The following is a 23,255-nucleotide window of genomic DNA, read 5'->3' as shown; positions in this document are numbered from 1 at the left end:
CATGCCGGTCATGCAACCACCTCAAACGCCACAAGGCTGCACGAACACCAGTATCGAAGGTACGGTCAAACAAGCACCGCTGCCCAATCCTGATAACAAACCTTATCTGATGGAAAAAGCCAATTACGCATCGCGGTTTCCCAGATTAACGATAAAAAAAGCCAAAGATGGTGACTTCACCGGCATGGAGCTTAAACAGCTGGTAATGAGTGGATTGATTCGGGCAGATGAATACCGCTGGGATTTCAAATGGGATTACAAAGCTGAAGTCTGCTTCGACATGTCGTCCCTCCCCCCCAAACCATTCCTGAGTTCCTCATGGCTGGGCGATGACGTGAAGCCAGATCCCACGCGACGCCATTCACTCTTTCCATTCCCTAAAGGTTCAGTCAAAGGATTATTACGGCGTCCCGACGTTATCATCGTCAAGACACGCAGCTTACGTTGGCCGGGACAAGCTGGAACGGATCATCAAGGTGTTGCGCACCCGGATAATCTGGAGAGGCTAGTGGAAGTGAAGTTTCCCGGGGACGTCCTCGGTATGGCACAGCGAGAGGCTTATCTGGATATAGCAGGTGGCCCAAACCGTTTTTCTGTACTCGAAATCAATGATTGTCGAGATGACGGCGAGCGTGAACGCGACCGCGAATACAACAGACAACATAAGCCGACTGGTGAGTTCAACCCACAGCAATGGCCTGTTTTGCTGCCCCCGGCCGGAGGCCCGGGGCAAGCCCCAAGACCCGCTCCGGTACCTGTTCCCGCGTACGGCCCAACAGCGACACCCAGACCGGCGCGGGTCGAAAGCTGGACGCAACTTCAAGAGGCCGTTGAAGGGCTCTTGGAGCAAGGTGCTCAGGGCATTCGAAGGCTATCGCAAGAAATGCAACAACACCTCGAAGACGCCGCTACGTGGCTCGGAATCAAGGGTCAATGGATTAGACGTGAGTCTCAAAAAGCCTGGGAATGGGTCAGTGAAACAGGTGCGAAGATCGTTCGCTGGACGGATGAGCAACTCAGGGCTGCGTGGAAGGAAATTCAGCATTTCACCGACCTGACCTTGGAAAAGCTCAAGGAAATCGACTGGATGCAAGTATTGATTGACGTAGGAACAGTCGTTGCCACCGTTGTGGTGGCTTTTGCTATTGGAGCGGCACTGGTTGCTGCCGGTGTGCCTGCTGCTATCGTCGCAGCAATTTTGGTTATCGTTCGACTGGCTCAGCTTTCATGGGCCGTGCTGGTCACCATTTTGGGCGGCGCTGCTATCACTGCTGCGGCGACAGCCTGATAAAAGAGAGCTTTATGAATACATTGGAAAAACTGAGCGAACAAGCTCCAGACCTGACGTTTGAGCTACCCGATAACACCCCCGTTGTACGACTCGGGTTGATCGCAACCCTCTACTTCAAGGAAGGCTACTCGCTGCAAAGCAAGCGCAATGTCATGCAATGCTTCACCCGATTCAAAGAAGAGTTCGGCCAGCATCTGAAGGGACAGTTCGACGACCGCTACAAGAAACTGACAGATTCCGGATTCAGCAAAACCCAGGAAAAAATCCGCGAGTCAGGGCCGAACGAACAATACGAATGGCACATCAGCAGCGCCGCAACCGCGAACGAAGCTGCTGCGTACAGCCTGTCCGCACTGAACTCGTTCGAGGTGCATGGCGATCAAAAACGCTCATACCTGAAGATGACATTGCCCTGGAGTTTCCTGAAAGAGCCCGATGGCGTCGCGCGCTTTCAAGAATGGCTGGTTTACTTGTGCGATCAGGTTGAAGCCGAACATGGCTACGGCGGACTTTCGAGCATACTGCCCTACGACTTCGATCGTTACATGCCCATGGAATTTCAACTGGCGCAGCAATATGTCGGTCTGGAAGTTGACTCAATGGTGCACAACTTCAAACGAGAACTGCTTGATCACATCAAAGGTGTCAACTGGTACACCATTGTTGGCACTCGATTTACCGAGCAACTGGGAGGCAAAGACGGATTACGCCACGCCTTCAGCGGACGTGGCGACGTCGAGATGCTGGATTATCAGGGCGGAGTGATCATTCGCGCCGGCGCTTTACCCGAACTGGGCGCTATCCATGAACCTCTACCCGTCACCTATGTAGCGGTGAACCGTGTTTTGAAACAGCTTCGTAATCCAAAACCCGATCAACTGCACACTTATTCACCCTACGGTAACTGCTTCGAACAAGACAGTACCGCGCGCTGGTACGCGCGATTCGACCAAGACGATGCGCATTCGAAAACTCCAGCACGAATAGAGGCCGGTCAGCCTTGTAGCGCCGCGGGTTATTGGTTCAGCCCTGCACAGGCAAACTCCCGACGTTACTTCGACTTGGGGGAAACCATGCCTGGGTTCAGTGGCTCGAATTGGGGCGATACGCTTTGGTATTGGTCGGGGGAAGCGTGAGTGAATTCATCCGAGCAATCCGGCGCTTTTCAGCAGCTCCTGCAAGCCATTCGGCACCAAAGGCGCCTGCTCGCTGAAGCTTGAGCTGTCATGCCAGCGTGCAGTGAAGGGCGCGCCGTCGCTTTCATGGCCATCGATCTGTGCGTTGTCGTAGACGCCCTGATCGACGAACGTCGCGTCGTATACCTGGACAATTTCGTGACCCGGTTCGCCGTTGTAGACGAAGAGGCTTTCGAGTGTGCCGAGCAGACGCACGTCACTCATGGACAGGCCCAACTCCTCCTGCACTTCGCGCACGATTGCTTCGGCGCTGGTCTCGCCAAATTCAATACCGCCGCCAATAGGCCGAAAGCAGGTTTGCTGGCTGCCCGGGTCGCGAAATTCGTTAACCAGAATTTTGCCGTTGTGATGAAAAACGCAAAGTGCGAGCGCGCGAATGCGGTGTTCGGCCATGACTGAAGTCCATTTACAGGTGTGGGGGCGCGGCATTTAAACATGCTTTGCGCGACACACCCGTGGACGTCACTGGAAAAGGGTCGCTTCAGACCGGAGAAATCGTTGCGAGCAGGCCGATCAGAATGGTCAGTGTCAGAAAGCCACCCAGAAAAAACGCCATCTTGTTCATGTTGCTCTCCTCAATGCTGAGCTTGCGGTGCACTGGGCGCTTCGGGATGAAGGACTACCGCGAGTGCCGAACCGTGGGGCTATTTTGAGCGGATGACTGAACTGGTAACAGAGGCAGATCCGGCGAAAAAATACGGATCAGATGCGCATCTGATCCGCATGGGCCATGGACTGATATTCAGATCGCGGCACGAGGGTTCAATTTCGGCATGGTTGATCTAGAGTCATTGCCGTCGCGACAACAACAAGAAAAATCCTGGAGTGAACATGACCGACCTGAACCTGCAACCCAACGTCGCCGCATCGCTGGGCAAATGGCACGAAATGATCCGCACCGGCGACCTCCGCGCCTTGCCCGGCCTGCTCGACCCGCAAGCCGTGTTCCGCTCGCCGATGGCCCACACGCCTTATCCGGGCGCGCCGGTGGTGTCGATGATCCTCAATACCGTGTTCGAGGTGTTTGAGGATTTCCGCTATCACCGTGAACTGGCGACCGCCGATGGCCTGAATGTGATTCTGGAATTCAGCGCCAAGGTGGGTTCGAAGGAGCTGAAAGGCATCGATATGATTCGCTTTGATGAGGGCGGGAAGATTGTCGAGTTCGAGGTGATGGTGCGGCCACTCAGCGGTCTGCAGGCCTTGGGCGAAGAGATGGGCCGGCGACTGGGTGCTTATCTGGCGTCCGCCAAAGCCCTGTAGGAGCTGCCGCAGGCTGCGATCTGTTGATCTTGATCTTTCAAAAGCAAGATCAAGATCAAAAGATCGCAGCCTCGTTTCACTCGACAGCTCCTACAAAACTATTTGCCATAAAAAAGCCCACTGACCGTCGCCGGTTCAGTGGACTTTGTGTGTCAGGCGTTTAGTTACAGCGCCATGTCACGTGCAGCGTTTTCCTTCGGAGCTTCAGCCTTTTCAGCTGCAGGTGCGGCCGGGGCAGCAGCCTGACCGATCACTGGAGGTGTCGGCAGTTCGAGGATCTTGGCGGTGTACGCCCACTCTGCAGCCACTTTGGCTGGATCGTTGTTCAGCTGAGTGCCGTAGCTTGGAACGATCTGGTGCAGCTTGGTTTGCCACTCTGGGGTCGCGACTTTGTCTTTGAAGACTTTCTGCAGCACGCTCAGCATGATCGGTGCAGCGGTCGACGCGCCTGGCGATGCGCCCAGCAGGCCGGCGATGGAACCGTCTTGTGCAGCAACGATTTCGGTGCCCAGTTTCAGCACGCCGCCAGCGGCTTCATCACGCTTGATGATTTGCACGCGTTGGCCGGCTTGCCACAGGCGCCAGTCTTCGGCTTTGGCGTTCGGGAAGTATTCCTTCAGCGCGTTCAGACGGTCTTCATCCGACAGCATCAGTTGGCCAGCCAGGTACTCGACCAGCGGGTATTCCTTGATGCCGACCTTGGTCATAGGCCAGATGTTGTGGGTGGTGGTGCTGGTCAGCAGATCCAGGTACGAGCCTTCTTTCAGGAACTTGGTGCTGAAGGTCGCGAATGGGCCAAACAGGATGACGCGCTTGCCGTCCAGAACACGGGTGTCCAGGTGCGGAACGGACATCGGTGGTGCGCCAACCGACGCTTTACCGTAGGCCTTGGCCAGGTGCTGTTCAGCGATGGCCGGGTTATCGGTCACCAGGAACGAACCGCCAACCGGGAAGCCAGCGTATTCCTTGGCTTCAGGAATGCCCGACTTCTGCAGCAGGTGCAGTGCACCGCCGCCAGCGCCGATGAAGACGAACTTGGCATCGGTTTCGGTTTTAGTGCCGTCTTTCAGGTTTTTGTAGCTGACGCGCCAAGTGCCATCGGCATTCTTGGTGATGTCCTGGACTTCGCTCGACAGTTTCAGATCGAAGTTAGGCTTGGTTTGCAGGTACGCAGCGAACTGGCGGGTGATTTCGCCGAAGTTCATGTCGGTACCCAGCGGGCTCCAGGTGGCCGCGATTTTCTGGTTCGGGTCACGCCCTTCCATCATCAGCGGGACCCACTTCTTGATCACAGCCGGGTCTTCGGAGTACTGCATGCCGGCGAACAGCGGGCTCGCTTGCAGGGCTTCGTAGCGCTTTTTCAGGAACTTGATGTTGTCATCGCCCCACACGAAGCTCATGTGCGGCGTGGTGTTGATGAACGAGCGAGGGTTCTTCAGAACGCCTTGCTGAACCTGCCAGGCCCAGAACTGACGGGAGACCTGGAACGCTTCGTTGATCTCGACGGCTTTCGGGATCGTCACGTTGCCTTTGTCGTCTTCCGGGGTGTAGTTCAGCTCAGCGAGCGCCGAGTGACCGGTACCGGCGTTGTTCCAGCCGTTGGAGCTTTCCAGGGCGACGCCGTCGAGGCGCTCGACCATTTCCATCGACCAGCTTGGCTCCAGCTCATTGATCCACACACCGAGGGTGGTGCTCATGATGCCGCCGCCGATCAGCAGGACGTCGACTTTCTTTGCTTCGTCAGCATTGGCGGATGTCATCCCCATCGCCAAAGCCAGACCCAGCAGGGCTGTGTTCACTTTCTTAAACATCTGTTGCACCTATGATAAAACGCCTTCCGCCCGCCGCTGTTATCTGTATGCGATCCGCTTTGATGACGCTCAGGCTCGCGTCGCAGATTCCGGCACACTTCAATTTTGACGGGTGGGCACACAAGGCCGACATGCTGCATCGACCTCAGTTAATGTCCCTTCTGAACTGACTTCTTATCATTATTGGCTCAGCTACTTGAGCGACAGGGATTCCGTCAGCCCGCCCGAAGGCAGGCAAACCGAATAAGGTCAAACCAAGTTGGCGCGAAGAATATCACGTCAGGGCAAACCCGCGCGTCTGTTCCCGACTTGAGAGTCTTTTTCCGCTCAGGGACTTATCGGCCGCCAGTCGCTGAACATGACCCTCTGATGAGTGCGTCGACGCAAACCATCCTGCATTCAAGTGTAGTTGCCCAGACATTGAGCACTTTTGGGCAGTGCCTTGCTCAAGCATTATCTGCTACGTTGTACGACGACTGACAAATCAGTCGTCAACCCCATAACAACAAGGAAACAACCTCAATGACCAAGACCCGACTCCTGATCGGCTTTCTCTGTGCCTTCAACGGTTACGCCATGGCCGCCTCTGCCCCGGCGGAAAAAGACGTTGCCCAAGCGGTGGATCATCTGACCCAGGCGATGCTGCACAAGGACATCGCCGAACTGAACGCGCTCACCGCGCCCAACCTGACTTATGGCCATTCCAGCGGCAAGATCCAGGATAAGAAGGAGTTCATCGCCGACATCGAAACCGGCAAGAGCGCGTTCAAGACCCTGGAAATGCAGCACCAGACCATCACCCTGTCCGGCGACACCGCGCTGGTCCGCCACCACTTTTCCGCACAGGCGCTGAAGGGGACCGAGGTGGTGCCGACGGAGATCGAGAACTTTCAGATCTGGCAGAAGCAGCATGGCAAGTGGTTGCTGGTTGGGCGGCAGGCGTTCAAGTTCTGATTGTGGTGAATTTATCCAGCATTAGTGTTGGCTGAATTGACCTCTTCGCGAGCAAGCTCGCTCCCACTGTGTTCGGTGGCGCAGCGAATATTGCATTTACACCACGAAACCTGTGGGAGCGAGCTTGCTCGCGAAAGCGCTAGCCCGGCCAACACAAATACGATGGATTTCACCACTACAACCGAAACCGATCCACCGACTGCGCCAACTGCCCCGCCAGACTCGACAATTCATCCGTGGTATTCGCCGTTTGCCCGATCACCCGGCTGTTGCCTTCGGACATCCCGGCAATCATTTCCACCTGATGGGCGATCTCGTTACTGGCCTGGCTTTGCTCGCCAATCGTGCGAGTGATGTCGTTGACCAGTTGCGTAGTGCTCAACGTCGCATCGAGAATTTCGCGGATGGCCCGCTCGACATCCGCCGTCACCGCCATGCCCTTGTCGACCTGCGCGACACCCGCCTCCATGCTGCTGACTGCCTCCCGGGTGCTGTGCTGAATGCGCGCGACCATCGCTGCGATTTCCTGGGTGGAAGCGCTGGTGCGCGCAGCGAGACTGCGCACTTCGTCCGCGACCACGGCAAAACCCCGACCCTGCTCGCCGGCCCGGGCCGCTTCAATGGCGGCGTTGAGCGCCAGCAGATTGGTCTGGTCGGCGATGCTCTTGATCACCTGAATGATGTTGAAAATGGCTTCGGATTCCTGATCCAGTGTGCGGATCACCTGTGCCGACTGTTGCGCGGAACGCGCGATATCGTCCATGTCGCTGACCACTTGATGAATAACTCCGCCGCCCTCTTTTGCCAAAGTTTCGGCTTGATTGGCCATGCTCAGGGCACGTTCGGCGTGGCGGGTGATTTCCTCGATGCTCGCGGTCATCTGGCTGGCGGCGGCGGCCATGGTGCCGGCGGCGACGCTTTGTTGCTGGCTGCTGTCGGCGACCTGATGGCAACCCTGACTGAGTTGTTCGCTCATGCCACTGACACCGTGAGCATTGCGCCGCACCACATCGATCATGTTGCGCAAGTCGCGCTGCATGGTTGCCAGTGTGCGTATCAGAGTACTGGCTTCGTCCTTGCCGGATGGCTCGGCAATCGGCTCGCTGAGGTTGCCGTGGGCGATGCTTTCGGCGATGCGACTGGCAGTCTTCAACGGCCCCATGATGCTCAGAATCACCCAGCGTCCCTGAATCAACAGCAGCACAAGACTGGCGATCAACACCACACCGAGCGCAACGTTGGCGCTGTGGATGGCTGATTCGGTTGCAGCGCTGGTCTGCCGCGTATTGGACTCGATCAACTCGCTCAACGCGGCCATTTGTTCTTCAAGCTGGCCAAACGCCGTGTTGAAAGTGCCCAGTTCCTGTTGAGCCGCATCAGGGTTGTCCAGCGCCAGCCCGACAATCCGTTCGCCCGCGTTGATGTAGGTATCGAGGCTCGGTTTGATCTGCTCCAGCGCCGTGCGCAATGCCGGATTGATCGGTAACTTGAGGTTTTCCTCGAGCACCTCACGAAAATGCCCGGCATGCTCGTTGATCGAATCGCGCACCTCGCTTGCCGTGCTGGTGCTTTTGCCCAGCCCGACCAGCATTGCCGAGTAGACATCGGCGCGCAGGGCGTCGTGCATCATGTCGGCTTCCATGTGGTTGCGCAACGCGCTCATGCTGACCGCGTTGTCGCTGACCGCCGAGGCCATCCGCTGATTGCCGACGTAACTGACCAGACTCACGATCAAGGCTGTCAGCAGACTTGTCACAATCAGCAACACTAAACGCAATTTGATCGACACCTTGGTTTTCTCCTTGGCCATGCGCCGCAAGCGCCTGTCAGACCTTCAGTTAAGCCTATTTGTGCAGGTCTGTCGGGCCAGAGCGTGTCAGCAGCTGTCGGCACGAAGCCTGAATGCCACAAAACTTTCGGATTGCGCGGCAAGTCTCACTTTTCAACGCGCCCGGCCAACGCCTTCACCGCCAGTTAATGCCGGCAGGCTATTGAGTCCGTCGCTTTGAACACTCATGCAGCAAAAGGAGACGCCTATGAAACGCGCATTGTGGTTGGGTCTGCTCGGCACCTTCGCCATCGGCACCGCACAAGCGGCGACGGAAAAAGTCGCCGTCAATCTGGTCAGCGCTGACGGCGCGCCGCAGGCGATCGGCTCGGTCACCATCAGTGAAACGGCCTATGGCCTGTTGTTCACGCCTGACTTGAAATCGCTGCCGGCCGGCGTGCACGGTTTCCACGTGCATGAAAACGGCAGCTGCGAGGCCGGCATGAAGGATGGCGTGAAAGGGGCCGCACTGGCGGCGGGCGGGCATTTCGATCCGCAAAAAACCGCCAAGCACCTCGGCCCTTACGCCGACGGCCATTTGGGTGACCTTCCGGCGATTTATGTGACTGCGGACGGCATCGCCAACTATCCGGTACTGGCGCCGCGCCTGAAGAAGATATCCGAGATCAAAGGTCACGCCCTGATGATCCACGCCGGCGGCGACAACCACGCCGACACGCCCAAACCACTGGGCGGTGGCGGTGATCGCATGGCTTGCGGGGTGATCTGACTCATTCCAGCGTGAAAGACAGGCAACCCGCCATGGCGTTGCCCGCGTCTGTTTTGCAATAACGCAGACTTTGCTGCGCCACGGAACTCCCGCCGCGCACGCCCCTCTCACATTATGTAATCCTTCCCTTTTTGCTTCGCGCTTGTGGAGGAACACCGTCATGCGCAAGTTAGTGCTCGTTTCTTCTTTACTCTTATGCCTGCCGGTCGGTTCGGCGTTGGCCCGCGTCGATGCGGGTGATGTCGCCACCTCGGCGGGTGTCTCCGCGTCGCTGTACTCGACCTTCAAGGATCACAAAATGGTGATTCCGGCCCGTGACGACTTGTCTGCATTTGTCGCCAGTGGCGGGGCCATTCGTGGGGTTTATCTTGAATCGGTGCTGCAACAGGCTCGCCAGGAAAATCCTGGACTCAATGCCAGTGATGAAGATCTGGCCAACGCGATTCTGGTGCATTACGAAGGCCTGAATCAGTAGCCGTCACGGAAAACGCAGCCGATGGATGGCTGCTGAAGGCGCATAGGCAAAACTGTCCGACGGCCTCTATGATGGAGGCCATGACGACTTCTGTGCCCTTGCGCTCCCCCTGCCCGCCCGGCGCCTGCATTTGCGGGCGCGATCCGTTGCTGGAGACGCCCGGCGCGGATTTGCGCATCCTGCGCCTGACCCGAGAGGAAGAAAAACGCCTGCTCGCTCGCCTCGAAATGCTCAAAGACCTGAATGACCTCAAACATCTGCAACAGCGCATGTTCGAGCAATTGGGGATTCGCGTCGACGTCGCTCCCGGTTTCAACGAAGTGCGCACCATGCGCGGGATCGCTATTCAAATCGACGAGTTACCGGGCCTGTGCCGCAAGACACGTGCAGCGATCCCGGCCGCCATTCGCCGCGGACTGGAAAACCACCCGGAAATCGCCTTCGAATTGCTCAACGCTCACGACTTGCTGCGCGACACCTGATCACTTTTTCAGCCCCAGGCGTTTGCGCATTTCGGCGGTGATGCTCTGGCGGGTTTTCTTCATGTCGGCCCACGGCTCGTCACCGACCTCAGCCAACCGCTCATGAACGTTGTGCACGTTCCACTGATTGCCACCCTTGAGCTCGGCGACCTCTTCGCGAAACAGCGGCACCGACACCGGCAAGCCTTCGCGGGTGCGCGCGGCGTAAGCGCAGATAGTGGTGGCGCCCAGACCGTTGCGCAGGTAATCGATAAAGATCCGCCCGACGCGGTTTTTCGGCCCGGACACCGCAGAAAAGCGCTCCGGCAACAGCTTGGCGATATGACTGACGATGGCGTGGCTGAAGTCCTTGACCTCGTCCCAACCGAGTTTGCGGGTCAGCGGCACCACCAGGTGAATACCCTTGCCGCCGCTGGTTTTGAGAAAAGCCTTGAGGCCCAGTTCATCAAGTACGGTCAATGTCAGTGCCGTCGCTTCGACCATGCTTTTCCATGGCAGTGCCGGATCCGGATCGAGGTCAAGAACGAAGCGATCGGGCTTGTCCAGATCGACCGTGGTCGCGTTCCAGGTGTGCAGTTCGACGGTGCTCATCTGTACCGCGCCGATCAGCGCCTCGGCATTGTTGATCAGCATCACCGGTTGCCCGGTGACGTCTTTGTCCAGCGTGGTAATGCCGGGGATCGCCAGGCGTTCGGCGTTCTTCTGGAAAAACAACTCACCGGCGATGCCGTCCGGCGCGCGCACCAATGCCACCGGACGATCCTTGAGCTGCGGCAGAATCCATTCGGCAACGCTGGTGTAATACTCGGCCAGTTGCATCTTGGTGGTGCCGCTGACCGCGTCGATCACGCGATCCGGGTGAGTGATGCGCACCTTGCCGTTGGCCAGTCCGAGCTGCGACGGCGCGGTTTCTGCGCTGCTCGCCGGGGCTTTTTTCGGCGCTTTCTTCGTGGCTGATTTCTTCGCTGCAGTCTTCACCGGTTTCGCTCGCTCCTCAGTGATGCCCTTGGCCGGTTTGTCATCGCGCAAGCCATGGAACACGGCGTGGCGCACTGAACCGTCCTTGGTCATTTCGGCGAATGCGACTTCCGCCAGCAGTTTCGGCTTGAGCCAGTGCACGCCTTTGACCTCGAAGCCGCTGGGTGGATTGACCACCGCCGCCTTCTTCACCTGCAACGGTTTGAGTTGAGCCAGAATGCTTTTCAACGTCGACTCGTTGAAACCGGTGCCGACTTTGCCGGCGTAGCGCAACTCGCCGCTGTCACGATCATGCAGCCCCAGCAGCAACGCGCCGAAAGCACTGCGCGAACCTTTCGGATCGGTGTAGCCGACGATGACGAATTCCTGGCGATGTTTGCACTTGAGCTTGATCCAGTCACTGCTGCGCCGCGATACATAGGGCGAGCCGAGGCGTTTGCCGATCAGGCCTTCCATCTGCATCTGGCAGGCGCTATTGAGCAGCGCATCCGGGGTTTCGTCGAAGGCTTCGGAGAAGCGCAACAACGGTTGCTCATGACTGCCGAGCACCGTGGCCAGCGCAGCGCGACGTTCCTCGACCGGCACTTCACGCAGGTCGACACCGTTGAGATACGGCAGATCGAACAGGTAGTAGAGAATGTTGCCGCTGCTTCCAGCTTCAAAAGCATTTTGCAGGGCCTGAAAGTCCGGTACGCCGTGTTCGTTGGCGACGATCATTTCGCCGTCGAGCCACGCCGATTCCAATCCCAGCGCGGCCAGGGCGGCGGCCTGTTGCGGCAATTTGTGCGTCCAGTCATGACCGTTGCGAGTGAACAGTTGCACCTGATCATGATCGATGCGCGCCATGATCCGGTAGCCATCGAATTTGATCTCGTAACTCCACTGCCCTTCCGGCGCGCTGTCGACCAGCGTTGCCAGTTCCGGTTTCAGTTGTGCCGGCAGTTTGGCCTTGTGCGCACCGTTGAGCTTGCCGGTCGCAGTTTTGCGTGTCTTGGCCGGGGGCTTTTTCAGCGGTTTGCTTTGCTCGGCGGCCAGTTTGGGTTTGCCCACTAACGTGCGTTCGCTCAGCACACTGTCCGGTTCGGCCACCAACACGTCGTAATCATCCTGCGGCCGCGCGGCGCTGTCCTGATGCTTGATCAAAAACCATTGTTCTTTTTTGCCCGGCATGTGCGTGCGCACCAAGTTCCAGATACCGCCGAGCTTCTCGCCTTGCAGCTCGAACTTGAGCTTGCCCTTGGCGTAGGCCTTGTGCGGATCTTCCAGCGGAATCCACACGCCACGATCCCAGACAATCACATCACCGGCGCCGTAATGCCCTTCGGGAATGTTGCCCTCGAACGTTGCGTAATCCAGCGGATGATCCTCGACATGAACCGCCAGCCGCTTGACCTTGGGGTCGAGTGACGGCCCTTTTGGCACCGCCCAGCTCTTCAGTGCGCCATCGAGTTCCAGGCGAAAGTCGTAATGCAGGTGTGAAGCGTCGTGCTTCTGGATGCAGAACTGCAAAGCATGCTCGGCAGCGGTTTTACCTCCCGAGCGCTTGACGGCAGCCGGTTCCGAGGTCGCCGAAAAATCGCGCATGCGGTTGTAGTCGTCGAGGTTCCTGTTCATCGTGCACCTGCCTTGTTTCAGCCCATTCGGGTCACGGTCAGCGCCACCACTGCGATGCGGTCGACCCGTTGATAGCCGGGGTTGAGCAGTTCTTCGCCAAAAACATCCGGGTCGAGTTCGCGGTACGTCCAGCCGAAACGTTTTTCATCGAGGCGTGGCAGCACGGTGTCGAGAAACGGATCACGACCATCGACCATCGCCACACCGGTGTAGAGCAGCAGCGAGCCACCAGGCGCCAATCGATTCAAGGCCTGCTCGACGATGCGCAGTGACAGTCCTGCCCCCAGCGTCCCGCCACCGTGGCGATAGGCGCGTTCCGCCGGGTCGGCCATGTACGGCGGGTTGGCGACGATCAGGTCGAACTCGCCGTCGACGCCCTGCAACAGATCACTGGCGCGCACGTCGACGTTAGCGACTTCCGCCAGTGCCGCGTTGATCGCGGTCAGACGCAACGCCGCAGGGTTGATGTCCAGCGCCAGCACCTCTGCCTCGCGACGGGCCCGGCCGATCAGAATCGCACCGACGCCAGCGCCGCAGCCGATGTCCACCGCGCGATGAATCGGCGCGAAGTTCTGCTGCAGGTGGGCGTGGATCAGTTGCGCGAAACGGTAGGTGTCGGGGCCGAAAAACACCGCGTCAGCGGCCTCGGTGGGAAATGCCGAATGGACGAACAGCAAATCATCCAGGCTCGACCAGCGCACCCGACTCTTCAGCTCACCTTCGTAGGTATCAATGATCTGTGCGTCTTGCAGTTGCCGCTGTTCATCGGCCGACAACAACCCCGGCGTGAAAGGACGCGACCAGCCGAACACATCGCGCAAAGAGTCGGCCATCTGGCCCTCGTCACGCTGGTTGACCCGTTGATGGGTCAACGGCGTCGGCGTGGTGAACCGATATCCGTCTGCCAACAAGCGCCGGCCCAATTGCAGCAGCACGAGGTCGTTGGGGCAGAGTTGTTCTTCCTGATTCATCGGCAAGGTCCTTAAGGCAAACGGGATTTGAGTTGGATAAAACGCCGGGTGGCGAGCAGCCCGGCCGGGTGTGCATGGCGGGCCGGGGCGAGCCAGGGGATCAGAATCGCCATTTGCGCCGAGGCATCCTGACCTTGCAGCGCGGTGTTGAGCGCCTGTACGTCGGGATCCTGTGCAAGCCCTTCGATGGGCGCTGCGGTCTGACTGTGCCGCCGAACGGGTTTCGCTCTATCCGACGGCGTCCAGTCGCCGGCGATCCAGTCGTGCACCAGTTGTTTTTCGTAGGCATTGAACACGCCGAACATCGCCGCACCGTCGCCTGCGATCAGTTGCCAAAAACGGCTGGCCTGCGGGTCTTCGTGGCGTTTGATCCAGCCTTTGTTCTGCAACGCTTGAAGAAATCCGGGCAATTGCTCCGGTGCGGCCAGCCACTGATTGACGGTCTGCCCTTCGAAACGGCAGTAATCGGAGTGCATGTGTTGGGCAAACGGGCACTTGCGCTCGAGCATCGCCAGCAATTGCTGCTCAAGGTTGAAGCCTTCAATGATTGCGCGGCTGCCCTGCCCCAGATCGTTGAGCCGATAGCCCAGCGCTACCCGACGCAGAAATTCGGCGCGATCGGCCTCGAGCGGCAGCAGGTCAAGCGCCGCCTGCACGGCTTTTTGCGCATGGCCGGTGCTGGCGTTGTCGATGGTCACGTGCAGGGTGAAATAGTATGGATCGATCCCCAGTTCACTGAGTTCGTAACTGCTGATCAGCAGGTGCAACGGCAGTTGTTCGTAGCCGAGGTTGTAGCCGATCACCTCGGGCAGATAATCAGCACCACAGACACCGAGGGCCAGTTGTATCACGCCTTGCAGGTAGCGTTCATCGTCGATGGCGCTGCTGTCCTGCAGATCGTGCTCGGCGAGCAATTTCTGGTAAATCACCACGTGGTTCTGCGCCGGATTGCCTTCGCCCAGCTCTTCCAGAAAGGTTCGCAGCAGGCCCTGGAAACGTGGGTCCTGCCAACGCGGCAACAGACCATAGAGCCAAGCGCCGTCGACCAGTTTGGTCGGTGCCACCGCTTGCAGGAAATACAGCGCCTGCGCCTTGCCACGGAAGAATTGCCGAGGCCCGCCGGCCTTGCGCTGCTGCAGATAGTCGGCGTATTGCCGGGCGACATCGGCGCAATGTTCGGCCACCCAGGCGTGCCACATTGCCGGGTCTTCAGGCAACGAATCGCTAAGTTGCGCGGCGTGTTGCAGTTGCTCCTGCAAAAACGCCTGCGCAAGGTCTTGGGAATCGTCATCGCGCAACAACGCTTCATAGACCTGCCGCATGTTCCCGGCGGCGTTGATCAGGTGCGGTTGGGCAGGCGCGGCTTGCAGGGGTGTCAGGACAGTCATGGCAAAATTCTCGGTCGGTTGGCAGGGCGCTGTTCCACACGCCTCTACAGCAGCAGAGAGGCAGCGCCTGCGAAAAATTCAATCGACGTGAAAATTGCTCGGACGGACGGCGAAGCAGCTCCTTGACGGAGCTGCGGGTGGTTATGATTTTTTGCCGTTACATCAGGCCTGGCCTTTGGCCTGCTGCTCCAGATGCACCTGCAAATCCGGGTCGATCCGCAAGGCTGCTGCCAGTTCATCCAGATAGCTGCGCTCGGCGTCCTGCTGGTCATCCACGAGGATCACGCTGACCAGATACATTTCAGCGGCCATGGCCGGATCGCCTTTGGCCGCCTGCGCGACTTCGTTGGCGTCCAGCGGTTTCGAGACTTCGTCCTCAAACCATTGCTGCAATTGTGGGTCGTCGGTGTGTTTGCTGATTTCCCCACTGATCATCTGTTGTTCCCGGGCGTCGATCTCACCGTCAGCCTTGGCCGCCGCGATCAACGCGCGCAATACAGCGTGGCTGTGCTCCTCGACTTCCGGGCCGGCAAGCAGATTGGCCGTCTGCGGGATTTGTTGCGGTGCCGAACTCGCCTGGCTGCGTTGCCACGCCTGATACGCCTGGAACGCCATCATGCCCAGCGACGCGAGCGCCGCATAATTGGTCCCGCCGGAACGATTTTGCGTGCTGCCCCCGCCGCCCAGCGCCCCACCCAAAGCGCCGCCAAGTCCACCACCGGCACCGCCGCCGAGCAAACCACCGAGCAAGCCGCCCAAGCCGCCAAGTCCACCGGCAGATCCGCCGCCGCTGGCCGCGCCCGAGCCGCCACCGAGCAGACCACCCAGTAAGCCACCGAGGCCGCCCAAACCATCACCGGCGGAGGCTGAAGATTGTTGTCCCGCCGAGGCTTGGCCTTGCAGCAGTTTTTCGAGCAAATCGCTGGTGTTCATGACGTCATCCTCAGGCAAGGGCAGTGACTGCGTCTGGCAACGATAGACCCCTTAAGCCATAGCGCCAGCACCGTTTGGCTGACGCTCGAAGCTCTGACGGATTTCGCCCGCGTATTTTTTCGCCGGCCAGCTAAGATTGATCAGTGGTGAACCTTATCCCGGCCAGACCGGTCGATAGCTGCAACCCCGACCCGGTTTGCCGGCGCCCTGCTACTCAAGGGTGATACCCGGCTTGCTTCACTTTCTGGAGAACGCCCCCGTGATATCGACCGTACACATCGCCAGGCTCAAAGCATGGGGCGCCCATGGTTTTACCGCGACTGGCGTGGTCACAGCCTTTCTGGCCACCCTCGCCCTGCTGGAAAACCAGCCGACCCATTGCCTGATGTGGCTGGGCGTGGCGCTGATTGTCGACGGCCTCGACGGCGCACTGGCGCGCAAGGTCAACGTGCAGTCGGTGCTGCCAAGCTTCGATGGCTCGATCCTTGATCTGGTGATCGATTACCTGACGTATGTGTTCATCCCGGCGCTGTTCATCTATCGCTACATTCCGCTGCCGGATTACACCCTGCTGCTGACCGTGTCGCTGATTCTGGTGTCGTCGCTGTTCTGCTTCTGCAACGTCAATATGAAGAGCAAGGACAACTACTTTGTCGGCTTTCCGGCGGCGTGGAATGTGGTCGCCTTGTGCCTGTACATCATCGGACCGGGACCGTGGATCACCTTCCTGACGGTGATCGGCCTGGCGTTGCTGACGGTGACGCGAATGAAGTTCCTGCACCCGTTCCGCGTGCGCCGGTTCATGCCGATCAACATTGCGGTGACGGCGATCTGGCTGCTATGCAGTCTGTCGCTGGTGCTCAACCATCCGGTGATCAACCCGTTGGTGATGGGCTTGTGGTTGCTGATGTCGGCTTACTTTCTGGGGATCTGCATCTGGCGCACGGCGCTGGAGTGGTTTGATCGGCCGCAGGTGAAATAGGCTCCAGAACCCAACACAAATCCATTGTAGGAGTGAGCCTGCTCGCGATAGCGGTCTGTCAGCTGAATATTTTTTACTGAAAGACCCCTATCGCGAGCAGGCTCACTCCTACAGGGATCGCAATAGATTCGAAAGTCGGGGGTGAATCAGCGTTTAGTGATCACCACCTCCAGATACTCGCTCGGCACCACCAGCGAACCCTCTCCCGCCCGATTCAACCGATTGAGCAAATCCGCCAGATCACCCTCCAGCGCCTGCCCGCTCTCCGGCGGTAATGCCGCAAAGGCCTTGTGCACTGGCCCGTACCAATGGCGAAAGATGTCGATGAAATGCGCCGCCGAGCGATAGCGGAAATTGAAATCGCGCCGTGTCACCCGCAGCAGAAAATCACGGTCATCGAAATGTTTGTGCAGCCAGGCATCGGAGCCCCAATTCGAGGGAGGCTGGGCACCAGCCGGCGGTGGCAGATGCCGGCCCAAAACCTTGAACATCTGCCCAACAAAACCTTCCGGCGTCCAGTTGGCCAGACCTATCCGCCCACCACGGCGACAAACCCGGCCCAACTCGGCCGCAGCCGTGTCCTGATCCGGCGCGAACATCACACCAAAGGTCGACAGCACCGCGTCGTAACTCTCATCGGCGAACGGCAGTGCCTCAGCATCGGCAACCTGAAACGTCACGTCCAGATGCTCCGCCCGGGCCCGATCCTGGCCGCGTTCCAACAAAGCCGCGATGTAGTCGGTCGAGGTGACCTGGCAGCCACGGCGCGCCGCCGCCAGCGTCGCATTACCGTTGCCGGCAGCGACATCCAGCACCTCTTCATCGCACCGCAGGTCACAGGCTTCGGCAAGGTTTTCGCCGACGATTTGCAACGTCGTGCCAATCACGGCGTAGTCGCCACTGGCCCAGGCGACTTTCTGGCGTTCCTTCAGGGCTGTCAGATCAATCGGGGTACTCATAAGAGTGAACTCCGCTGCGGGTGGGGTCGGTAATCATTCGGCCGTCGTCGGATCGATGACCGTCATCACTCGCGCCACACTGTTGGCAGGAAATCCTCCAAGCCTGGCGTGTTCGCGTACCTGCTCTTCGTCAGGCGCGATGTACACGCAATAGATTTTGTCGGCGGTGACATAACTCTGTAGCCACTGCACCTGTGGCCCAAGTTCGCGCAACACCTGGCAGGACGTTTGTGAGACGTTTTTGAGTTCGGCTTCGGACAGCTTCCCGGCCCCTGGAATCTCGCGTTCAATCACGAATTTCGGCATGGCAACCTCGCGCTCTTGTTATGGGGCAAGGCCGGCTGTGACCCTGCTCAGGCACTATCGCGCCGAGACCGCTCGGCGTCCCTGCCAATCGTCTGGCAACCCCGTAAAAACGGGGGTTTGCCGATGAGCGGTGGAAATCTGTAAAGCGTCTGGAACACCTGGAAGATTGCCAACGTTCGAGGATTGGTTTCTGATGCCCGCTCGCTTCTGGAACGGACTCTACCGATGTCACTGAAACTCGATTGGCTCGCGCATCACATGCACCACAGCGACCGTTATGCTCAATGGATCCACCAGCAATTCCCCTACGAATACATCGACCAACCGCTGGCTGAATGGCAGCGTGAATTTGCCGAGGGCCAAGGCAATGGCGACTGGTCTTGCCTGATCGCCATGGACGGTGAACATCTGGTCGGCGGCGCGGCGCTGGCACGCGATGACCTCGCCCTGCGCCCTGATCTTGGTCCTTGGCTGGCCTGCGTGTTCGTCAGTCCTGAAGCGCGCGGGCAAGGCCTGGCAGAACGCTTGATTGCAGGGATTTGTCAGGAAGCGAAAGAGTGCGGGTTTGCGCGTTTGTATCTGCATACGCAGACCAAGCAGGACTACTACGCCAAACGCGGCTGGCAGGTCCTGGAGCGTTTTCGCGCCTGGAACAATGAACAATGGCTCATGGTCCGCGACCTTTGAGCCAGTGGTTTGCTGATCACGCCGCAGGCGCCTTAGCCTCCTCCAGCAACTGCTGGATCATCTGTTCCTGCGCCTCGTAGCGACCTTCGCCGAAGTGGCTGTAACGCACCTGCCCCTTGGCGTCGATCAGGTAATGCGCCGGCCAGTACTGGTTGTCGAAGTTACGCCAGATCGCGTAGTTGTTGTCGATGGCCACCGGGTAGGTGATGCCGAGCTTTTTCACCTGATCCTTGACGTTGTCGATGATCCGCTCGTAGCCGTATTCCGGGGTGTGCACGCCGATCACCACGAGGCCGTCCTTCTCGTACTTCTTCGCCCAGTCCTTGACGTACGGCAGGGTGTGCTGGCAGTTGATGCAGTCGTAGGTCCAAAAGTCCACCAGCACCACTTTGCCGCGCAGGGCGTCTGCGTTCAGTTCAGGCGAATTCAACCATTGCACGGCGCCAGCCAGTGACGGCATCGCGCCTTTGCCCTCCTCCATCGGCGAGTCCGCGCGGACTTTGCTGACAAAGTAGTCGACCACTTTCGGCACGTTTTCCAACACGCGTTTTTCGACACTGGCGACGCCTTCGGAGGAGGTGTTGGCCAACAAGGTTTTATCGAAGCCGGTGGCAATCACCGCTGTCGTCGCCAGTACCGCAACCCCGGCACCACGACGCAACCAACCGGTGAACGGGATCGACGGTTTCAAACGGTTGACCAACCCGCGCCCGGTGAAGATCAACGTGCCCAGCGACAATGCACTGCCGGCGCCGTAGGCCAGCAGCAACAGGCTGGTCTGCGCGTTGGCGCCTTGCAGCATGGCACCGGTGAGAATCACCCCGAGAATCGGTCCCGCGCACGGTGCCCACAGCAGTCCGGTGGCCACGCCGAGCATGATCGAACCCATCGGCCCGGCCTTTTTCCGGGTGTCCGGGTCCAGACGATTGCCGAGCATCACGAAGGGGCGTGTCAGCCAGCCGCCGATGCGCGCCGAGATCAGCGACAGGGCGAACACGCTCATCACGATCAGCGCAACGTAACGGCCACTGTTGCTGGCCTGGATCACCCATTCGCTGCTGACCACGGCGAGGCTGGAGATCAGCGCGAAAGTCAGGGCCATGCCGCCGAGGGTCAACAGTATCGAAGCGCGACTGCGTTGGGCGCCGGCAAACAGAAACGGCACCACCGGCAGGATGCAGGGGCTGAGCACGGTCAGCAGACCACCGAGAAATGCGATGAGGTACATAGTGAGTCACCCTTGATCAATGATTGTGGCGAGCCGTTCAGACGCTCTGGCTTTCCAGCCATTGGCTCTGCGGCGTACGGCTGGCGCCGTTCTCGGCGAACATCTGCCCTTGTGGCGTGCGGCTGGAGCCGTCCGCTGCAATCAGGCCGTCGCTGCCCTGCTGGGCCCCCGGCGTCAGTTGGAAGCAGGTGCTGCTGTGGCAGCTATGCTGTTCAACCGCAGCGTTGGCATGGGCGGCGACGCCGGCCAGGGAGAAAGCGATGGCGGTGAAAAAGCGCGCGACGTTGTTCATGGTGTTGTTCCTTCTATAAAGAGTTGGCTTGGTTGCCGTTGATGACTCAGTTGTCGTTGTTGCAGCCGTCGGCAAATTTGCTGTAATCGAGTACGCGGGTTTTGCCTGCAGAATCGAGGTAGGTCATGCGCGCCTCGACGATGCCGCAGGACACCGAGTTGTCCTGTTTCAGCGAGATCACTTTCTGGATATCCAGGTGGGTGCCGTAGGTGTAGGTTTGCGCGGTAACAGCGGCTTCGGCCCGGGCCGAGAGCGTGCAGATGTTCAGCGCGGCAAACAGGCAGGCGGCGATTACGGAGTTGTTGTTCATGGCGTTTCCTCAAGGCTTCAATGGGGTTTGAGCCGAGGCGATCTGTGTGGGCCTCGATGGAGCCTATTTGAGGCTCGCGAGGTATCGCCTCTGTGTCAGGAACTGGCGCGTTTCAATCGCTGTGTATCCTTGCCATCGGGGGATACACAGCGATACAAACCCCTGAAAAAATCGCGTTTTTGCGTCCCCGTGTATCCGTAGTCACGGCAGATACACTGCAATACAAAGGCAGGCAGGCGGGCCACCGCAGGCTCGATACACTGCACGGCAGTCCCTTTTGATAGAGGTTTGCACCGATGGATCATGTCGATCACATTCTCATCGTCGACGACGACCGCGAGATCCGTGAACTGGTGGGCAACTACCTGAAGAAAAACGGCCTGCGCACCACGGTGGTCGCCGATGGCCGGCAGATGCGCAGCTTTCTCGAGGCCAACACCGTCGACCTGATCGTGCTCGACATCATGATGCCCGGCGACGATGGCCTGCAGCTGTGCCGCGAATTGCGGGTGGGCAAACACAAGGCCACGCCAGTATTGATGCTGACCGCGCGCAACGATGAAACCGACCGCATCATCGGCCTCGAAATGGGCGCCGACGACTACCTGACCAAACCATTCGCCGCCCGCGAATTGCTCGCGCGGATCAACGCCGTGCTGCGCCGCACGCGCATGCTGCCGCCGAATCTGGTGGTCACCGAGGCCGGTCGCTTGCTGGCCTTCGGTCGTTGGCAACTGGACACCTCGGCCCGTCACCTGCTCGACAAGGACGGCACCATGGTCGCCCTCAGCGGCGCCGAATATCGATTGCTGCGGGTGTTTCTCGATCACCCACAACGGGTGCTCAGCCGCGACCAACTGCTCAATCTGACCCAGGGTCGTGATGCCGATCTGTTTGACCGCTCGATCGACTTGCTGGTTAGCCGTTTGCGTCAGCGCCTGCTGGATGATGCGCGCGAGCCGGCCTACATAAAGACCGTGCGCAGCGAAGGTTACGTGTTCTCACTGCCGGTCGAGATTCTCGGGGCCCCGGCATGAGCGTCAATCTGCACTGGCCGCGCACCCTCGCCTCGCGCCTGTCGCTGATTTTCCTGATCGGCCTGTTGCTCGCTCAGGCGCTGTCGTTCGGTGCGCAGTATTACGAGCGTTACCAAAGCGCCAAGAACACCATGCTCGGCAATCTGGAAACCGACGTCTCGACCTCGATTGCGATCCTTGATCGCTTGCCTGCCGAAGAGCGCCCTGCCTGGCTCGAGCGTCTGGCGCGAAAAAATTATGGCTACCTGTTGAGCGAAGGCGAACCGGGCACACCGATCGAGGCCAGTGATGTGCCGGTGGCGGTCACCTCGATCACCGAAGCCATCGGTGAACGTTATCCGCTGACCTTCACCGATATTCCCGGGCCGAAGAAACACTTTCAGGGCCATTTGCGCCTGAGCGACGGCAGCCCGGTGACCATCGACGTGCGTCCCGCCATGGTCCCGCTATCGCCCTGGTTGCCGGCGGTTCTGCTCGGCCAACTGGCCTTGATGATCGCCTGCACCTGGCTGGCCGTGCGTATCGCGATCCGTCCGCTGACCCGCCTGGCCAACGCCGTGGAAACCCTCGACCCCAACGCCCACCCGATCAACCTCGACGAAAGCGGCCCGAACGAAGTGGTCTACGCAGCACGGGCGTTCAACACGATGCAGGCGCGCATTGCCGCTTATCTGAAGGAACGCATGCAACTGCTGGCGGCGATTTCCCATGACCTGCAAACGCCGATCACGCGGATGAAACTGCGCGCCGAACTCATGGACGATTGCGCCGAGAAAGACAAACTGTGGAATGACCTCAACGAGATGGAACACCTGGTTCGCGAAGGCGTGGCATATGCGCGCAGCATCCATGGTTCGACCGAAGAAAGCCGCCGCACCAACATGGATTCCTTCCTCGAAAGCCTGGTGTTCGACTATCAGGACATGGGCAAGCAGGTGCAACTGGTCGGCAAGAGTGCGGCGGTCATCGACACCCGCCCTCATGCGTTGCGCCGGGTTCTGGTGAACCTGACCGACAACGCGCTGAAATTCGCCGGCGCCGCCGAAGTCTGGGTCGAAGCCAACAAAGGCAACCTGGCGATCACCGTTATGGACCGCGGCCCGGGCATCGCCGACGCCGAACTGGCGCAGGTGCTGCAACCGTTCTACCGCGTGGAAAACTCGCGTAATCGCGATACCGGCGGCACCGGGCTGGGACTGGCGATCGCCCAGCAACTGGCCATGGCGCTCGGTGGTTCGCTGACGTTGAGTAATCGCCAGGGTGGCGGGCTGTGCGCTGAACTGAAGCTGCCGCTGCATCCATAAACGCTTTAACGGCGCCTGTTTAAACGCTACCGACCAGTACCGGTCGGTGGCCTGCACACCGCCGCGCCAATGCCTACAACTTCATCAGAATCCACTGACTGTGCGCCTTGGCTGATGCGCTTATGGTTGTGTTGCCCGTTTCGCACTGTTCACCATTGGTCGCCACTGTCAGATCTGACAGTAGCAAGTCAGCGCCGGGCTACGGTTCCATGACAATTGGCCCAACCTGTCGAGGC

Annotated in this window: 23 protein-coding genes and 1 pseudogene; 11 read left to right on the top strand and 13 right to left on the bottom strand. The window is 59.2% G+C overall.

Annotated features, from left to right (window positions below; translation table 11 throughout):
* The first annotated feature begins 1 nt into the window (after position 1).
* Both CLU80_RS24805 and CLU80_RS24800 read left to right on the top strand, forming a co-directional pair.
* On the top strand, positions 2 to 1,288 hold the full coding sequence (locus CLU80_RS24805; protein ID WP_099758654.1) for a VRR-NUC domain-containing protein: 1,287 nt from the start codon (positions 2 to 4) through the stop codon (positions 1,286 to 1,288).
* A gap of 14 nt (positions 1,289 to 1,302) precedes the next feature.
* Positions 1,303 to 2,427 (top strand): DUF3396 domain-containing protein, encoded by a 1,125-nt coding sequence (locus CLU80_RS24800; protein ID WP_099758653.1) that lies wholly within the window; start codon positions 1,303 to 1,305, stop codon positions 2,425 to 2,427.
* 6 nt (positions 2,428 to 2,433) lie between these two features.
* Here CLU80_RS24800 and CLU80_RS24795 read toward each other — a convergent pair whose 3' ends face one another.
* Positions 2,434 to 2,880 carry an NUDIX hydrolase gene (locus tag CLU80_RS24795; RefSeq protein ID WP_099758652.1) on the bottom strand — a complete coding sequence of 149 codons (447 nt, stop codon included), beginning with the start codon at positions 2,878 to 2,880 and terminating at the stop codon, positions 2,434 to 2,436.
* A gap of 438 nt (positions 2,881 to 3,318) precedes the next feature.
* Here CLU80_RS24795 and CLU80_RS24785 point away from each other — a divergent pair, with 438 nt between their 5' ends.
* Entirely contained in the window at positions 3,319 to 3,750 is a 432-nt protein-coding gene (locus tag CLU80_RS24785; RefSeq protein WP_099758651.1) for a nuclear transport factor 2 family protein, read from the top strand.
* A 164-nt stretch (positions 3,751 to 3,914) separates the two neighbouring features.
* Here the strand turns inward: CLU80_RS24785 and mqo are convergent, their stop codons facing one another.
* Complete coding sequence (gene mqo / locus CLU80_RS24780) at positions 3,915 to 5,561, bottom strand: malate dehydrogenase (quinone) (RefSeq protein ID WP_093438917.1); 1,647 nt, start codon at positions 5,559 to 5,561, stop codon at positions 3,915 to 3,917.
* Positions 5,562 to 6,083: 522 nt separating this feature from the next.
* Here mqo and CLU80_RS24775 point away from each other — a divergent pair.
* On the top strand, positions 6,084 to 6,515 hold the full coding sequence (locus tag CLU80_RS24775; RefSeq protein WP_093438922.1) for a nuclear transport factor 2 family protein: 432 nt from the start codon (positions 6,084 to 6,086) through the stop codon (positions 6,513 to 6,515).
* 175 nt (positions 6,516 to 6,690) lie between these two features.
* On the opposite strand, the gene CLU80_RS30735 is transcribed toward CLU80_RS24775, so the two are convergent.
* Both CLU80_RS30735 and CLU80_RS30730 read right to left on the bottom strand, forming a co-directional pair.
* Positions 6,691 to 7,416, bottom strand: coding sequence for a methyl-accepting chemotaxis protein (locus CLU80_RS30735; protein WP_371748306.1), 726 nt, complete (start codon positions 7,414 to 7,416; stop codon positions 6,691 to 6,693).
* Positions 7,417 to 7,548: 132 nt separating this feature from the next.
* Positions 7,549 to 8,325 (bottom strand): annotated as a pseudogene (locus CLU80_RS30730) (MCP four helix bundle domain-containing protein); the annotation flags it as partial.
* Positions 8,326 to 8,551: 226 nt separating this feature from the next.
* Here CLU80_RS30730 and sodC point away from each other — a divergent pair.
* From sodC to CLU80_RS24755, 3 genes are all read left to right on the top strand, one after another.
* On the top strand, positions 8,552 to 9,073 hold the full coding sequence (gene sodC, locus CLU80_RS24765) for a superoxide dismutase family protein (protein WP_099758650.1): 522 nt from the start codon (positions 8,552 to 8,554) through the stop codon (positions 9,071 to 9,073).
* A 160-nt stretch (positions 9,074 to 9,233) separates the two neighbouring features.
* Complete coding sequence (locus tag CLU80_RS24760; protein ID WP_093438930.1) at positions 9,234 to 9,548, top strand: DUF2388 domain-containing protein; 315 nt, start codon at positions 9,234 to 9,236, stop codon at positions 9,546 to 9,548.
* An 80-nt stretch (positions 9,549 to 9,628) separates the two neighbouring features.
* Positions 9,629 to 10,030 (top strand): hypothetical protein, encoded by a 402-nt coding sequence (locus CLU80_RS24755; RefSeq protein ID WP_175559657.1) that lies wholly within the window; start codon positions 9,629 to 9,631, stop codon positions 10,028 to 10,030.
* Here the strand turns inward: CLU80_RS24755 and ligD are convergent, their stop codons facing one another.
* The 4 genes from ligD to CLU80_RS24735 form a co-directional block, all read right to left on the bottom strand.
* Positions 10,031 to 12,622 carry a DNA ligase D gene (gene ligD, locus CLU80_RS24750; protein ID WP_099758649.1) on the bottom strand — a complete coding sequence of 864 codons (2,592 nt, stop codon included), beginning with the start codon at positions 12,620 to 12,622 and terminating at the stop codon, positions 10,031 to 10,033.
* Between the two features lie 17 nt (positions 12,623 to 12,639).
* Positions 12,640 to 13,593, bottom strand: coding sequence for a methyltransferase (locus CLU80_RS24745; RefSeq protein ID WP_099758648.1), 954 nt, complete (start codon positions 13,591 to 13,593; stop codon positions 12,640 to 12,642).
* A gap of 11 nt (positions 13,594 to 13,604) precedes the next feature.
* A complete protein-coding gene (locus tag CLU80_RS24740) occupies positions 13,605 to 14,981 on the bottom strand; it encodes an iron-containing redox enzyme family protein (RefSeq protein ID WP_099758647.1) in 1,377 nt (458 codons plus the stop codon).
* Between the two features lie 162 nt (positions 14,982 to 15,143).
* Positions 15,144 to 15,914 carry a tellurite resistance TerB family protein gene (locus tag CLU80_RS24735; RefSeq protein WP_099758646.1) on the bottom strand — a complete coding sequence of 257 codons (771 nt, stop codon included), beginning with the start codon at positions 15,912 to 15,914 and terminating at the stop codon, positions 15,144 to 15,146.
* Between the two features lie 259 nt (positions 15,915 to 16,173).
* Here CLU80_RS24735 and pcsA point away from each other — a divergent pair, with 259 nt between their 5' ends.
* On the top strand, positions 16,174 to 16,896 hold the full coding sequence (gene pcsA, locus CLU80_RS24730) for a phosphatidylcholine synthase (RefSeq protein ID WP_007919592.1): 723 nt from the start codon (positions 16,174 to 16,176) through the stop codon (positions 16,894 to 16,896).
* Between the two features lie 146 nt (positions 16,897 to 17,042).
* Here the strand turns inward: pcsA and CLU80_RS24725 are convergent, their stop codons facing one another.
* Together CLU80_RS24725 and CLU80_RS24720 are read right to left on the bottom strand one after the other, a co-directional pair.
* The gene (locus CLU80_RS24725) at positions 17,043 to 17,855 is read right to left on the bottom strand and encodes a class I SAM-dependent methyltransferase (RefSeq protein WP_099758645.1); all 813 of its coding nucleotides are present in this window, start codon (positions 17,853 to 17,855) and stop codon (positions 17,043 to 17,045) included.
* 33 nt (positions 17,856 to 17,888) lie between these two features.
* On the bottom strand, positions 17,889 to 18,161 hold the full coding sequence (locus CLU80_RS24720) for a DUF4242 domain-containing protein (protein WP_093438958.1): 273 nt from the start codon (positions 18,159 to 18,161) through the stop codon (positions 17,889 to 17,891).
* A gap of 225 nt (positions 18,162 to 18,386) precedes the next feature.
* Here CLU80_RS24720 and CLU80_RS24715 point away from each other — a divergent pair, with 225 nt between their 5' ends.
* Complete coding sequence (locus CLU80_RS24715; protein WP_099758644.1) at positions 18,387 to 18,848, top strand: GNAT family N-acetyltransferase; 462 nt, start codon at positions 18,387 to 18,389, stop codon at positions 18,846 to 18,848.
* A 16-nt stretch (positions 18,849 to 18,864) separates the two neighbouring features.
* Here CLU80_RS24715 and CLU80_RS24710 read toward each other — a convergent pair whose 3' ends face one another.
* The 3 genes from CLU80_RS24710 to CLU80_RS24700 are packed head-to-tail and all read right to left on the bottom strand — an operon-like array spanning position 18,865 to position 20,678.
* Positions 18,865 to 20,076 (bottom strand): cytochrome c biogenesis protein DipZ, encoded by a 1,212-nt coding sequence (locus CLU80_RS24710; protein WP_099758643.1) that lies wholly within the window; start codon positions 20,074 to 20,076, stop codon positions 18,865 to 18,867.
* 37 nt (positions 20,077 to 20,113) lie between these two features.
* On the bottom strand, positions 20,114 to 20,368 hold the full coding sequence (locus CLU80_RS24705; RefSeq protein ID WP_095047500.1) for a hypothetical protein: 255 nt from the start codon (positions 20,366 to 20,368) through the stop codon (positions 20,114 to 20,116).
* A 46-nt stretch (positions 20,369 to 20,414) separates the two neighbouring features.
* Positions 20,415 to 20,678 carry a DUF2790 domain-containing protein gene (locus CLU80_RS24700; protein WP_095047501.1) on the bottom strand — a complete coding sequence of 88 codons (264 nt, stop codon included), beginning with the start codon at positions 20,676 to 20,678 and terminating at the stop codon, positions 20,415 to 20,417.
* Between the two features lie 296 nt (positions 20,679 to 20,974).
* Here CLU80_RS24700 and CLU80_RS24695 point away from each other — a divergent pair, with 296 nt between their 5' ends.
* Together CLU80_RS24695 and CLU80_RS24690 are read left to right on the top strand one after the other, a co-directional pair.
* A complete protein-coding gene (locus CLU80_RS24695) occupies positions 20,975 to 21,715 on the top strand; it encodes a response regulator (RefSeq protein WP_007919579.1) in 741 nt (246 codons plus the stop codon).
* Positions 21,712 to 23,019 carry a sensor histidine kinase gene (locus CLU80_RS24690; protein ID WP_099758642.1) on the top strand — a complete coding sequence of 436 codons (1,308 nt, stop codon included), beginning with the start codon at positions 21,712 to 21,714 and terminating at the stop codon, positions 23,017 to 23,019. Before CLU80_RS24695 ends, CLU80_RS24690 begins: the two co-directional genes overlap by 4 nt.
* Positions 23,020 to 23,255 lie beyond the last annotated feature (236 nt).

The sequence above is a fragment of the Pseudomonas sp. 29 genome (genome assembly GCF_002754355.1).
In the GTDB taxonomy this organism is placed as follows: Bacteria; Pseudomonadota; Gammaproteobacteria; order Pseudomonadales; family Pseudomonadaceae; genus Aquipseudomonas; species Aquipseudomonas neuropathica.
This window is presented reverse-complemented; position numbering and strand designations above follow the sequence as displayed.